This is a genomic window from Mycobacterium sp. DBP42 (assembly GCF_005924235.1).
In the GTDB taxonomy this organism is placed as follows: domain Bacteria; phylum Actinomycetota; class Actinomycetes; order Mycobacteriales; family Mycobacteriaceae; genus Mycobacterium; species Mycobacterium syngnathidarum.
This window is the reverse complement of sequence record NZ_VCMY01000018.1, coordinates 59,931-73,580: the sequence shown is the minus strand read 5'-3', so window position 1 is coordinate 73,580 and position 13,650 is coordinate 59,931. Positions and strand designations below refer to the sequence as shown.

Genomic DNA, 13,650 nt, shown 5'->3' with positions numbered 1-13,650 from the left:
CTGAGGCGGGAGGATCCGAATGGATCAGCATCTTGGGGAGTTCCTCGGAGTCGAGGCGGACTGGTCGTCCAGTGGCGACCCTGCCGAAACGATCGAGGTCATCTCACCGCACACCGAGCAGCCCATCGCTCGAGTGGTGGCGAGCCGGCCGGCCGATGTGGATGCCGCGGTCTCGGCCGCGCGCACGGCGATCGACCAGGGCCCGTGGCCCCGGCTCGACCCGGCCGAGCGCATCGCGGCGGTACGTCGTCTCGCCGAGCTGTACACACAGCGACGAAGCGAGATGGCGCAGTTGATCTCGGCGCAGATCGGCGCGCCGATCAGTTTCGCCGAGCGCGCACAGGTCGGGTTGCCGACGATGATGATGTCGGCGTTCTGTGATCTCGCCGAAAACTACCCGTGGCACGAGGCCCGGCGCGGCTTCTTCGGTTCGGACGTCCGTATCAGCAAGAGTCCGGTCGGTGTCGTCGCAGCCGTCGTGCCCTGGAACATGCCGCAGTTCCTGATCGTCACCAAGCTGGTGCCCGCGCTGCTGGCAGGCTGTGCGGTGGTACTCAAACCGGCGCCGGAATCACCGTTGGACGCACTGTTTCTGGCGGAGATACTCAAGGAGGTCGGCCTGCCGGACGGCGTCGTCACCGTCGTACCGGGGGATGCCGGCGCCGGCGCGCACCTGGTGGGCCACCCCGGCGTCGACAAGGTCTCCTTCACCGGCTCCAGCGCTGCAGGCCGGGCTGTGGCCGCCGCGGCGGCAGCCAACCTGACCAAGGTGAGCCTGGAGCTGGGCGGCAAGTCGGCGGCGATCGTGCTCGACGACGCCGACCCGGAAACCGTTGCGGCCGGGGTCCGTTCGGCCAGCCTGTCCAACAGCGGGCAGATCTGCAATGCACTGACCCGGATCCTGGTACCGGCTTCGCGTGAGCACGAGTTCGTGGACGCGTTGGCGGCCCGGATGGGTGCGATCGTCGTCGGGGATCCCGCCGACCCGGCGACCGAGCTGGGACCGCTCGTGTCGCGGCGGCAGCAGCAGCGCGTCCGCGACTACATCGATCTCGGCCGGCGTGAGGGGGCCAGGCTGGTCTGTGGGGGGACGGAGATGCCCGACGGCCTCGACACCGGCTGGTACGTGCGGCCGACCCTGTTTGCCAGGGCTGACAACGCGATGCGCATCGCTCGTGAGGAGATCTTCGGACCGGTACTCACCGTGATCAGCTATCGCGATGAGGACGACGCCATCGCGATCGCCAACGACTCCGACTACGGGCTGGCCGGCTCGGTATGGACGGCGGACACCGACCGCGGGATAAGCGTCGCCGAACGTGTACAAACCGGCACTTTCGGGGTAAACCAGGGGTACACAATGGATCCGTTTGCACCGTTCGGCGGCATCAAGGACAGCGGATATGGCCGGGAACTCGGCCGCGAAGGACTCGACGGCTACCTCGAGACCAAATCCATTGCCGTCGCAACCGCACGTTGAGGGGACCAACATGACAGTCACAACCTCGCCCAGGATTCCCGCCGCCGAACGCATCGCGGTGCGTTGCGTCGACTCCGATGTGCACCCGGTGCCCCGTCGGGGGGTGCTGGGGCAGTACATCCCGGAACCATGGCGCAGCAGATACTTCGGCAGTCACGACGTCGGGGAGTTGATCTACTACGACGCGCCGGATTACGCCCACGCCTACGCCATGCGCACCGATACTTTCCCCACCGACGGCGAGTTCGCCGGCAGCGATCCTGATCTGGCCTTCCGGCAACTGATCATGGAGGCCGGCGCCGACATCGCGGTCCTGGAGCCCGCGGCGTACTCGGCCCACATTCCCGAGGCCAACCACGCGATGAACTGTGCACTGAACGACTGGCAGGCCAATCACTGGCTGGACAGTCACAACAACTGGCATGAGCGGTGGCGCGGTTCCATCTGCCTGGCCGTTGAAGCACCGGAACTCGGGGCACAGGAGGTCGAACGGTGGGCCGGCCATCCCTTCATGGCACAGATTCTGATCAAGGCCGAGCCGCGCCCGTCATGGGGTGATCCGAAGTACGACCCGATCTGGGCCGCGGCCACCAAGCACGACATCACGGTGAGCTGTCACCTGTCCCGGGGTGAATACGACGAGCTGCCATTGCCGCCGGTCGGCTTGCCCAGCTACAACCACGATTTCATGGTCACGTACTCGCTGTTGGCGGCCAATCAGGTGATGAGCCTGATCTTCGACGGGGTCTTCGACCGGTTTCCGACACTGCGCATTGTGTTCGTCGAGCACGCCTTCACCTGGATCCTGCCGCTGATGTGGCGCATGGACGCCATCTACGAAGCCCGCAAGTCCTGGATGGACATCAAGCGCAAACCATCCGAGTACGTCAAGGACCACATCAAGTTCACCACCCAGCCGCTGGACTATCCCGAGGACAAGACCGAACTGTCGCGGGCCTTCGAGTGGATGGAGTGCGACAAGATCCTGCTGTTCTCGTCGGATTACCCGCACTGGACCTTTGACGATCCCCGTTGGCTGGTCAAGCATCTGCCCGAGCATGCCCGCGAGAATGTGATGTTCCGCAACGGGATTCAGACCTACAAGCTGCCCGAGACGGTTCCTGTGCTCGAAGGGCAGGTCCGGGTTTTCTAGGGCACTCAGGCGAACTGAGCCGCTACCGGGGGCAGGTCGAGCGTCGATCGTATGCCCGGACGCGCGGCACATACCGCGGCGACGACGTTCACCGCACGGTTGGCGGTGTATCCCGGTGTGGTCTCGGCCATCCGTTCCAGGGGTATCGGCATCCGCAGGGTCACCTCCAGCGGGGCGTCGCCGGCCACTGACACATGCCAGCCGGTTTCCCGAACCTCCCAGGCCGGCTCGAGGTCGGCGGCGCAGTACCAGGTGGCGCGGAAGGTGAGCAGCTCCTGCCCGTCACGCATTCCGGCGACGGTGATACGTTGTGCGGCAACGGTTCCAGCTTTGAGGGTGCCCGCGGCGATGTGAACTTCCTGTGGGGTGGCGGCCAATTCGCCACGGGCGGTCACCTGCTGCAGCGGCAGCCCGACCGCGTCGGCCAGCAGGAGCAGTGAGGGCCCGAAACTGGCCGCCAGATAGTCGGCGCGGAACTGGTCGAACGGTGCCAGGTCACGGCCGAACCCCATGACGTCGAACAACAACTCGGGGGAGTGGCGCTTGGACAGGTCGGCGTTTTCCTCGATGACGAGGCCATCGAGTCGTCGTTGGGTCGAGGTGAGAACCAGCGGGAGCGCCTCGGAGATGAAGCCGGGACTGCTGCCGGTGCTGTGTACCGACGCACCTCCGGCCCGGCAGGCGGTTTCCACCCGGTCCCGTAGCTGCGGGTCCATGCTCGCGGGGTGATGGAACTGACCGCAGGTTGCCACCACGTTGATGCCCGACTCCAGCAGTCGGCACACATCGTCGACGTCGAAAGTGCGCGGCATGTAGAGCACGCAGTCCGGAGACAGTGCCAGCACGTCCTCGATGCGGCCGGTGGCCCGCACACCGATCGGTGTCACGCCGCACAACTCACCAGCGTCGCGCCCGATCTTGTCCGCGCCGTAGACATGAACCCCGGCCAGGGTCATCGCGGGATGGTTGATGACCTCTCGCAGGGCCTTGAGACCGATGTTCCCGGTGGCCCACTGCACCACCTTCAGGTCAGCGCTCATCGGGCGGGGTGCAGACTCACGGGCACACCGGAATAGCGCACCATGCCGGTCACCAAGTCGACGTCGTCCCTGTCGGTCAGTTCGTTCACATTTGCCTCCACATGGCCATGCGGCACCGAGACTGCGCCGCGTCGGATCCCTGGGTCGAGTTTCGCCCGTCCGGTCATCTCACCGTGGGCGTTACGCACCGTCACGGCCGCGCCGTCGGCGACGCCGGCGGCGGCCCCGTCATCGGGGTTGATCAGCACATCGGCGGCATCGCCGAGAAAGTCCAACTGCGCGTTGAGCCGTCGCATCTGCCGACGCGGGATCAGAACCAGTGCGGCCGTATCTTTCAGGTCCGCCAACCGGTCGACGAGAATCTGCGGCGCCACTCGCCATCCGCCCATGCGCTCGATGTGCCGTTCCACCCAGGGCGCGGGCAGTTCGTGGCCGGCATCCATCCAGCCGGTCGCAGTCAGCTCTTCGAAGTCGCAGCGGGCCGCTGCCGTCAGCCCGGCGAGCACTGTGTCGTCGGGCTGACGGGGATCGGCGATCTCGTGGCCGAGTCGTCGCCCGAGTTCGGCCAGAAACCACCACATCGATCGGCGGTCACCGACGGCGGGCACCACAGCCGGCGTGTGCTGGGCGGACACCCGCGAACTGAGCGCATCCCAGATCGTGATGTCCGGGCGTTCCAGCTGATCCTTGGTCGGCAACACGTGGGTCGACATCGCCACCGTTTCGTTGGCGATGATCTCGGTGGTGGCCAGCACCTCGAGCTTGGCCAGCGCCGGTCTGAGCGCCGTGCTGTTCGGGAACGAGGTGAGCAGGCTGCCGCCGAGGTTGATCAGCGCGCGGATGTTTCCCGCCTCGATCTCGTCGGGCAATGTTGCACAGGGCCATTCGTTCATGAACGACTGCGTCTCGGGCCGGCTGCGCGGGCCCGGGCCGAACGATCCGTCCGCCGCAGAGATGGGCAGTTCGAACGTCTCGAGCTGATAGGAGAAGCCGGGATGGAACCAGAATCCGCCGGGCCGGTTCATCGAGCCGGTCAGGATCATCAGGACCCAGGCGAGCCATTGGGTGACGTTGGCCTTGTCCGCGGTCATGGTGACCCCGGTGCCCGTTTCGATAGCGATCCTTCGTGAAGCCAGCACCGCGTCCCGGAAACCCCGCAGCTGCTCGGGCGCGAGGTCGGACAATTCGGCGGTGCGCTCGAGCGTGAACGGTTCGACGGCAGCGGTCAACCGATCGCAGTCTTGCACCGGCACATCGGGATCGACTCCGCGCAACAGGATTTCGCGCACCAGATAGGCCAGCACCGCATGGTCGGTGCCGGGGCGCGGCGCCAGGTGGCCGGTTGCCAGCCGTGCGGTCTCGGTGCGGCGTGGATCGATGACCCACACCTGGCCGCGGTCGGCGATCCCGCGGACCGTGCCGGTCGGATTGGGTACGGCGATGGCATGGCCGTGCGAGATCACCGGATTCGTGCCGATGAAGACCATGAAGTCGACGTTGTCATAGTCGGGCCGGCCGGACAGGCCGACGAATCCGCCCACCAGATCCGAGATCAGCGGCTTGGCGGTGCCGTCGATCGTCAAGGGGCTGAACCTGGCCGGGGTGCCGATGGCCGCATGTAACGCTTCTGCCACTCGGGTGCCGGTGGCGTCCATGCCCACGCCCGTTCCGAAGAAGATGCCCACCGACGCGGGCCCGTGTCGGTCGATGATGCCTTTGAGGCGGGTCCCGAGATCGTCGAGACACCTTGTCCAGGAGGTGTCCTGCAGTCTGCCGTCGATGCGCAACTGCGGCCGCTCGATTCGGTCGGGATGGTGGTGCATCTGCGGTAACGCGCGGCCTTTCGGGCAGGCATAGCCCTTCGACAACGGGTGGTCCCGATCGCCGCGAACCCGGGTCACGGTGTCGCCCTCGACCTCGACGAGGATCCCGCAAACCGAGGTGCAGATGCGGCAGAAGCTCTTGACGGTCCGCACCGCGCCGCGCGTGGTGGTCGCCGACGGGCCGGGTCCTGTGGTCCAGGTCACCGAACGGAATGTAGTCAGTGGCAACAATGCTGTCAATGGCAACATTCTTGCTAGGGTGCGTGGCATGTCGACCGGGCGCTACCACCACGGCGATCTCAGGGCGGCCTTGCTTGCGCAGGCCGGCCAGACGCTGCGCGTGTCCGGTGTCGACGGTCTGTCGCTGCGCGAACTGGCGCGCGCGGTCGGGGTCAGCCACGGTGCACCCCGCAGGCACTTCGACGACAAGGCGGCACTGCTGGAGGCGCTTGTCGCCGACGGGTTTCATCGGCTGCACCGGGCGCTGGAAGACGCGGTACAGCCCGGTCATTCGGTGGGCGCCGGGCTGGAAAAGATTGCCACCACCTACATTCGATTCGCCACCGACAATCCGGCGCTGCTCGAACTGATGGCGAGCAGTCGCTACCTCGCCGAGGCTCCCGATGCCCTGACCGAGGCGCGTGATGCCGCGTTCGCCCCGGTGCGAACGCTTGTCGAGCGGGGGCAGGGCGCCGGGGAACTGGCGGCCGGCGACGTGCGTCGGGTGGGCACTTTGATATTTGCCACCGTGCACGGGCTGGCCACCATGGCCACCAATCGGATGATCGACCCACTCGACCACGACCTGATCGTCGACGCGGTCAACTCGCTGCTCACCGGACTGGGTTCGGTGCAGTGGCGGGCCGATCGGCGGGCTACCGAACCCTAGGGCAACTTGATCGCCGACACGTACATGTCGACGATCGGGCGGTACAGGTCGACGTCGTCGAGTTCGCTGCCCAGCACCACCGAGTCGCTGGTGGCGATGAGGACCTGAGCGAACGTGGGCGCCGGAATCCGCAACGTTGCGCCCCAGCGTTCCATCCCGGTGGCGATGAACTTGCCCAGTGCCTCGACGACTTCGGCGCGCTTGGCGGCCACTCGTTCCCGCGCATCGGGGTTGCGGAGTAGATAGAGCGTGAACTCGTGCCCCAATGCGGCATGTTCGGCACCGCGGTCCCGGCTGAGTTGGCGCCAGCGCTTGGCGATTTCGTCCAGCTCCGTTTCGCCGATCTGCGTCGCGCTCGACATCACCTCGGAGAAGTTCTCGAAATAGCGCCGCCAGTAGCGGTCGCTGACGGCCAGGAACAGGTCTTCCTTGGTGGTGAAGTGCTTGTAGATGGCGCCCTTCGTGTAGCCGGCGGCACGGGCGATGTCATCGAGAGTGGCTGGCGCAAAGCCTTTTTCGGCGAACACCTCCTCGGCGGCATCGAGCAGCACCGAGCGTGTGTGCTCGAGTCTGCGTTCCCGGGTCCAGCGTTCCGCCATGGCAGAAGTCTGCCACAGATTCTGAGTGACCTATTGGAATCTCAGATACCCGTGAGTATATTTGCACGGGTTGGGCGCCTCGCACCGCCGACTGCCTCCACGATCGTCAAGGGGAAACCGATCATGAGTGATCTGTCCAAGAAGTCCGTCGTCACCGAACCGGTCAGCGGGATCGCTGACCTCGAAAAGCCAGGTCCGTCGTCATCGAACGCGTTCAAGATCTGGGCGACCGTCGGCACCGTCTTCCTGGCATACACGCTGTACGTGTTCATCCGCTGGGTCACCGGACCGTACTTCGAGCCGGTGTCGGGCGGCCCGACCGAGCCACCGCTGTACATGAAGATCCCGCTGATCGCCAACGCCGTCGTGCTCTGGGTGGGTCTGCCAGTTGCCCTGTGGTTCTTCATCATTCGCCCGTGGGTTCGTGAACGTCGGATCACCCTCGACGGCATGCTGTTGGTGTCGATGGGCCTGATGATGTTCCAGGATCCGATGCTCAACTACTACAGCACCTGGTGCACGTACAACGCGTGGCTGTTCAACCAGGGCTCATGGGCGCCGCACATCCCGGGCTGGGTGGCCCACGAGGAACCCGGGCATACCGTGCCCGAGCCGCTGCTGACCAACGTCCCCGGCTATGCCTACGGTGTGCTGCTGCTGACGATCGTCGGATGCGCCATCATGCGCAAGATCAAGAACCGGTGGCCCGGTATCAGCACCCTGCGTCTCATCCTGGTCACCTACGGCATCGCGATTGTCTTCGATTTCGTGATGGAAGCCCTGGTCATGCTGCCGATCGGGTTCTACTCCTACCCAGGTGCCATCCAATCGCTGTCGTTCAATGCCGGCACCTACTACCAGTGGCCGATCTACGAGGGATTCATGTGGGGCGGTGTCCAGGCGGCGCTGTGCTGCCTGCGCTTCTTCACCGATGATCGGGGTCGCACGGTCGTCGAACGCGGAATCGACCAGATCCGTGGGGGTTTCGTCAAGCAACAGTTCATCCGTTTCCTGGCGATCTTCGGCGGGGTCAGCGCATGCTTCTTCCTCTTCTACAACGTCCCGGCGACCTGGCTCGGCATGCACGGCGATGCGTGGCCCGAGGATGTGCAGAAGCGCTCCTACTTCAACCCCGGCATCTGTGGCGAGGGCACCGACCGGCCGTGCCCCAACCCAGAGCTGCCATTGCCGACGAACCGTTCGGGCTACGTCAACCACGAGGGTCAACTGGTGCTACCGGAAGGGGTGACGATCCCGCCCGTCGTGCCGATCGTTCAGGGCGAAACGCGATGACTGTCAGTAAGTTTCGTCCGGTCACCGAACCGGAGTCCCCGCCGCCGTTCTACCGTGCCGCCGGGAGGGAGGTCGAAACCTTCCGGGCGGCCGCCCGCCGTGGCGCGCCGGTGCTGCTCAAGGGCCCTACCGGATGTGGAAAAACGCGATTCGTCGAGGCGATGGCCCACGATCTCGGCCGTGAGCTCATCACCGTCGCCGGTCACGAGGACATGACGTCGGCGGATCTGGTGGGCCGCTTCCTGCTCAAGGGCGGTGAAACCGTCTGGGTAGACGGGCCGTTGACCAGAGCGGTGCGCGACGGCGCCATCTGCTATCTCGACGAGATCGTGGAGGCGCGTCAGGACACCACGGTGGTCATCCATCCGCTCGCCGACCACCGGCGTGAATTACCGATCGACCGTCTCGGCACCACCTTGCCTGCGGCCCCGGGTTTTCAGCTGGTGATCTCCTACAACCCCGGTTACCAGAGCATCCTCAAGAGCCTCAAAGACTCGACCCGGCAACGCTTCGTCGCGATCAGCCTCGACTTCCCGGCTGCCGAGATCGAGACCGAGATCGTGGCGGCGGAGGCCGGGATCGACGCCTCCACCGCTGCATCGCTGGTGGTGCTGGGCAACGCCGTCCGGGATCTCGACGGCTCGGCACTGAGCGAGGTCGCCTCGACCCGCATGCTGATCCTCGCCGGCGGCCTCGTCGCCGAAGGACTGAGCTTGCGTGACGCCGTTCAGTCCGCCGTCGTGGAGGTGCTCTCCGACGATCCCGATGTGATTCGGGGCCTCGGCGAACTCGCCGACGCGGTCCTGCCCCCACCGTGAGCACCGGCCCGCGGCCGCACCACTTCCGTTTTCTGGCCGGATATCTCGCGGGGCGACCCGTCGATGTTGCGGTGGCCCGCGCAGGCGAGCCCGCCTACACCGACGGGCGGGTCGTCTTCGTGTCGGCAGGCGCACATCCCGACAAGCAGCGCCGCGAAGTGCTGGTCCAGAGCGCGCTTCTCGGAGCCGGAAGCCTCGACGGCCGGTACGTCAAGCGCCTGCGGGCCCGGCCTTCGCCGGCCGGCCGCTACCTGATGCTCGAAGGGCACCGGGTCTTGACCGAACTCGGTTCGACGATTCCCTTGGCGGCGGCGGTCTGCCCCGGCACAGTTCCGCAATCGGACAGTTCCGAGCAGTCGTTGCAGATCGCCCTGGGCAAGTCCAAGCTCGACCCACCACCGGATTGGTTCGGAACGATCAAACCGGGCACCCTGATCCGCACCCGCGCCGAATCAGGCTCGCAGGCCACTGCTTCCGACCTCCGGATGAACTTCGAGCAGACGTCGGAGCTGGATGACGACGACGGCGACGACGGGCCGGCAGAGAAGAGCTGGATCCTCAAACTGTTCGAGGTTCCCATCGGAACGCAGGCGCCCGCGAAATTCCTGCGCACGCTGTTCGGTAGCGCCCGTTCCTCCGGAAGCGAGGGGGCGGGCGGCGAACTGGGAGTCGCCTCGATCCGGCGGACGTCACGTGTCGGCATGAATGCTCGTCCGGTTCCGACCCCGATTCACTTCACCGGCGCCGAGAAGCCGGGTGCGGCAATCGCGGTGGGTGGTGCCAGGTACCCGGAATGGGACGTTTTCGGTGACCGGTATCGGGAGAACTGGTGCCGCGTAATCGATTTCCCCGTCACGGCAGCGGTGGATGTTTCAGCTGCCGGTGTGACGCGCGACGTCGTACTGCGACGCAGACTGGCTCGAGTGGGCCTCGGTCCCAAAGTGTTGCGTGCCCGCGCCGACGGCGACGACGTGGACACAGAGGCCTTGATCGACCTGTTCGTCGACCTCCGGTCAGGGTATTCACCGCCCGAGCATGTGTACACCGAGCGCCGCAAGCTTGCCCGCAACCTCGGTGTGCTCGTCCTCGTCGACGCTTCAGGATCGGCGACCGACGCCGACGGAGAGGGCCTTGCCGTACACGATCACCAGCGCCGCGCGGCCGCCACGCTCGCCATGACACTCGAAGAGCTCGGCGACCGCGTCGCGATCTACGGGTTTCGTTCCCAGGGCCGGCACGCCGTGCACCTACCTGCCGTCAAGACCTTCGGGCAACGATTCGGTGCCGGCGCGCGGGCCCGGCTGAGCCGGCTGCAGCCGTTCGGCTACACCCGGCTCGGGGCAGGAATCCGGGGCGCCGGTGAGATCCTCAAAAGCCAAGCGGGAACGCCTCATCGGTTGTTGGTCGTACTCTCCGACGGCTACCCATACGACGACGGCTATGAGGGTCGCTACGCGCAGGCCGACGCTGCCAAGGCACTCGAGGAATTACGTGCGGACGGGGTGGCCTGCCTGTGTCTGTCCATCGGTGCGACAGGCGACGCCGATTCGCTCGATCGGGTGTTCGGCGCCGCCAGCCACGCCAGCGCCGCGACGTTGGGCGAGCTGAGCCCGCGGATGGATGAGTTGTTCATGTCGGCCCTGCGAGAGCTGGCTGCACCCAGGCGGCGGTGAAGAATCCCGGATCAGCGGATGTCCGCGGTGTTCTGGGCTCTGACCCGAGCCCAGTTCAGGAATTCGGAGACAGCATCGGCCGTGTAGTGCCCGCGCGGTGATCCGAAGATGTCGAAGGCGTGCTGGGCGTGCGGGATCTCGGCGTAGATCACCGGGGAGTTCGACACCTCACGCAAAGCTTCGACGAATTCACGACCTTCACGCACCGGGATCAGTGAGTCGTTGACCCCGTGCAACACGAAGAACGGTGGAGCATCGGGGTGTACCAACGTGATCGGTGACGCGTCCTTGTACACCTGGTCGTTGGTGGCCAGCGGCAGTTTGACGATCAGCCGTTCCAGGATTTCGACGAATTCCTTGCGTCCGGCCCCGGTGGTGCTGAACCAGTCATAGCGGCCGTAGACGGGTACCGCGGCCGCCACCGAGGTGTCGGCGTCCTCGAAACCCGGCTGCCACTTGGCGTCATTGGGGGTCAGCGCCGCCAGCGCGGTCAGATGCCCGCCGGCCGATCCGCCGGTGATGCACACCGCGTCGGGATCACCGCCGTACTCGGCGATGTTGGCCTTCACCCAGGCCAGCGCCTGCTTGACGTCGATGATGTGGTTCGGCCACGGGTGGCGCGGGCTGATCCGGTAGCCGATCGACACACAGATCCACCCCTGCTCGGCCAGGTGGCTCATCAGTGGATACGACTGAGGCCGGCGCATACCGATCATCCAGGCTCCGCCAGGCACCTGCAGCAGAACCGGTGCTTTGCCGTCGCGGGGGAGGTCCGGGCGCATCCAGATGTCGGCGAGGTTGGCCCGATGCGGGCCGTAGTGCACAGTTTTGCGGACGTAGCGACGCCGGCTCATCGACGTGGAGTACACCTCGCCGCGGCGCAGGGGACGCAGTGCCGACGGGTACTCGTCGGCGAGAGCCTCGCGTACCGGGTCTTCGAAGTAGGGCCGCGATTGCACATTACGACGGTGCACCAGTACCAGCAGCGCCCAGGAAATCACTTTGAACAGCAGGGAGATTCGGCCGCTCGTAGAGCGATAGTCACCACGAACGGCGCGGCGCAGCGCGTCGACGGCCGACCCGGTGATCACCAATGGTGCGTTCTCCGAGGTAGGCCAGCCGAAGGCGAAGGCCAGCACGGTGCTGTAGCCCCGGCGTCCGATCGGTTTCACTGCGTTGGCGGCATTGAGCAGCTCAGCGGCCGCTGCGAGCAGCCGCCTTCTTACTCCTGGATGGCGGTCAGCCATTCACCTTCTCCTGGAGTTGGCGACGGTCGATCTTGCCGGTGCTGTTGCGCGGCAACTCTTCGAGCACGGTGATCTCCCGCGGCACTTTGTAATTGGCGAGGTTCTCCCGAACGTACGCCTTGAGCACGTCGGGGGTGGTTGTGCCGGCGAGCACCACGAACGCGGCGAGACGCTGCCCGTACTGCGCGTCGTCGACGCCGATCACGGCGGCTTCCGCGACATCGGGATGGCCGGCCAACACCTTCTCCACCTCGATCGGGTACACGTTCTCTCCGCCGGAGACGATCATCTCGTCGTCCCGGCCCACCACGAACAACCGCCCGGCCTCGTCCAGATAGCCCATATCTCCCGAGGACATGAAGCCCTCGTGGAAGTCCTTGGTGCTGCCCGAGGTGTAGCCGTCGAATTGGGTCGAGTTGCGCACGTAGATGGTGCCCACCTCGGTGGTGGGCACCTGGCGGAACTCGCTGTCGAGGATGCGAATCTCGGTGCCCTCGGCGGGTTTCCCCGCGGTGTCGGGCGCAGCGCGCAGATCGGCCGGGGTCGCGGTGGCGATCATGCCTGCCTCGGTGGCGTTGTAATTGTTGTAGATGATGTCGCCGAAGCGATCCATGAAGGCGGTGACGACGTCGGGTCGCATGCGCGATCCGGAGGCCGCGGCGAACCGCAACGTGCGCCCGTCGTAGCGGTCCAGCACATTCTCGGGCAGTTCCATGATCCGGTCGAACATCACCGGCACCACGCACAGTCCTTTGGCTCGGTGCCGGTCGACGAGCTCGAGCGTGGCCTCGGGGTCGAACTTGCGCCGGGTGACGATGGTGCACGCCATGGACGCCGCAAAGGCCAGCTGGGAGAAGCCCCAGGCGTGGAACATCGGCGCCACGATCACCACCCGCTCTTCGGTGTGCCACGGGGTGCGATCGAGAATCGATTTGAGCACCTCGGGGCCGCCACCGGAATGCTTGGCGCCCTTGGGAGTTCCGGTGGTCCCCGAGGTCAGCAAGATGACTTTGCTCTTCTCACCGCCCCGGTGTGGCTCCTGGCCGCGGTGCTGCTCGACGAGCTTGGCCACGGTGAGATCGTGGATGTTGGTGTCGGTCCAGGCCACGATCCGCGCGGCGTCGGGCCGGTCCGCGAGTGCCTGATCGAGAGTGCCGCTGAACTCTTCGTCGTAGATGACCGCACTGGTCTTGCCGGCGGTTTCACGTACCAAGACCTCGGCCAGCGCCGGTGCCGCGAACGAGGTGTTGAGCAGCAGCACATCGGCGCCGATGCGGTTGGCGGCGATCAGCGACAGCACGAAACCGCGGTGGTTACGAGCCATGATGCCGAGCACTTTCGGCGCGCCACCGGGCAGCGCCTGCAGGCCGGCGGCCAGCGCGTCGGCCTGCTGGTCCACCTGTTGCCAGGTCAGTGTGCCGAGTTCATCGACCAGGCCGGGCCGGTTCGGGCAACGCTGCGCGGACGCCGCGAAACCTGAAGTGACGCTCATGTTCTCGCGCGCCATAGCGGTGGCGATGCGCAGGTACTTGTCCGGGCGCATCGCTGTGATGATCCCGGCCCGGCGCATGGTGGTGACCAGGCCGACGGTGTCGGTGACGCGGTCCAGTGGTCCGGTCACGAGATCGAGCGGAT

11 protein-coding genes are annotated in these 13,650 nt (G+C 66.0%); 6 read left to right on the top strand and 5 right to left on the bottom strand.

Going from position 1 to position 13,650, the window contains the following annotated elements; all coding sequences use genetic code 11:
• Positions 1-19: 19 nt before the first annotated feature.
• Together E0T84_RS17565 and E0T84_RS17560 are read left to right on the top strand one after the other, a co-directional pair.
• Positions 20-1,480: an aldehyde dehydrogenase gene (locus E0T84_RS17565; RefSeq protein ID WP_070185805.1), complete on the top strand. Its 1,461-nt coding sequence runs from the start codon at positions 20-22 to the stop codon at positions 1,478-1,480.
• 10 nt (positions 1,481-1,490) lie between these two features.
• The gene (locus tag E0T84_RS17560; RefSeq protein WP_070185806.1) at positions 1,491-2,633 is read left to right on the top strand and encodes an amidohydrolase family protein; all 1,143 of its coding nucleotides are present in this window, start codon (positions 1,491-1,493) and stop codon (positions 2,631-2,633) included.
• 5 nt (positions 2,634-2,638) lie between these two features.
• On the opposite strand, the gene E0T84_RS17555 is transcribed toward E0T84_RS17560, so the two are convergent.
• Together E0T84_RS17555 and E0T84_RS17550 are read right to left on the bottom strand one after the other, a co-directional pair.
• On the bottom strand, positions 2,639-3,673 hold the full coding sequence (locus tag E0T84_RS17555) for a dihydrodipicolinate reductase (RefSeq protein WP_138745079.1): 1,035 nt from the start codon (positions 3,671-3,673) through the stop codon (positions 2,639-2,641).
• Positions 3,670-5,700: a molybdopterin-dependent oxidoreductase gene (locus E0T84_RS17550; RefSeq protein ID WP_239251671.1), complete on the bottom strand. Its 2,031-nt coding sequence runs from the start codon at positions 5,698-5,700 to the stop codon at positions 3,670-3,672. The genes E0T84_RS17555 and E0T84_RS17550 overlap by 4 nt, the downstream gene beginning before the upstream one ends.
• Positions 5,701-5,764: 64 nt before the next feature.
• Between E0T84_RS17550 and E0T84_RS17545 the strand changes: the two genes are divergently transcribed.
• Entirely contained in the window at positions 5,765-6,385 is a 621-nt protein-coding gene (locus E0T84_RS17545) for a TetR/AcrR family transcriptional regulator (protein ID WP_070945437.1), read from the top strand.
• On the opposite strand, the gene E0T84_RS17540 is transcribed toward E0T84_RS17545, so the two are convergent.
• Positions 6,382-6,984, bottom strand: a complete 603-nt coding sequence (locus tag E0T84_RS17540) for a TetR/AcrR family transcriptional regulator (RefSeq protein ID WP_070185807.1) — start codon at positions 6,982-6,984, stop codon at positions 6,382-6,384. The genes E0T84_RS17545 and E0T84_RS17540 overlap by 4 nt on opposite strands.
• A gap of 123 nt (positions 6,985-7,107) precedes the next feature.
• Here E0T84_RS17540 and E0T84_RS17535 point away from each other — a divergent pair, with 123 nt between their 5' ends.
• Genes E0T84_RS17535 through E0T84_RS17525 form a run of 3 tightly spaced genes read left to right on the top strand, consistent with a single transcriptional unit; the run spans position 7,108 to position 10,768 of the window.
• Positions 7,108-8,277 carry a spirocyclase AveC family protein gene (locus E0T84_RS17535; RefSeq protein ID WP_138745078.1) on the top strand — a complete coding sequence of 390 codons (1,170 nt, stop codon included), beginning with the start codon at positions 7,108-7,110 and terminating at the stop codon, positions 8,275-8,277.
• Positions 8,274-9,095 (top strand): CbbQ/NirQ/NorQ/GpvN family protein, encoded by an 822-nt coding sequence (locus tag E0T84_RS17530; protein WP_138745077.1) that lies wholly within the window; start codon positions 8,274-8,276, stop codon positions 9,093-9,095. The genes E0T84_RS17535 and E0T84_RS17530 overlap by 4 nt, the downstream gene beginning before the upstream one ends.
• On the top strand, positions 9,092-10,768 hold the full coding sequence (locus tag E0T84_RS17525; RefSeq protein ID WP_138745076.1) for a nitric oxide reductase activation protein NorD: 1,677 nt from the start codon (positions 9,092-9,094) through the stop codon (positions 10,766-10,768). Before E0T84_RS17530 ends, E0T84_RS17525 begins: the two co-directional genes overlap by 4 nt.
• An 11-nt stretch (positions 10,769-10,779) precedes the next feature.
• On the opposite strand, the gene E0T84_RS17520 is transcribed toward E0T84_RS17525, so the two are convergent.
• Together E0T84_RS17520 and fadD12 are read right to left on the bottom strand one after the other, a co-directional pair.
• Positions 10,780-12,015, bottom strand: a complete 1,236-nt coding sequence (locus E0T84_RS17520; RefSeq protein WP_138745075.1) for an alpha/beta hydrolase — start codon at positions 12,013-12,015, stop codon at positions 10,780-10,782.
• The gene (gene fadD12 / locus E0T84_RS17515) at positions 12,008-13,636 is read right to left on the bottom strand and encodes an acyl-CoA ligase FadD12 (RefSeq protein ID WP_138745074.1); all 1,629 of its coding nucleotides are present in this window, start codon (positions 13,634-13,636) and stop codon (positions 12,008-12,010) included. Before fadD12 ends, E0T84_RS17520 begins: the two co-directional genes overlap by 8 nt.
• Positions 13,637-13,650: the final 14 nt, after the last annotated feature.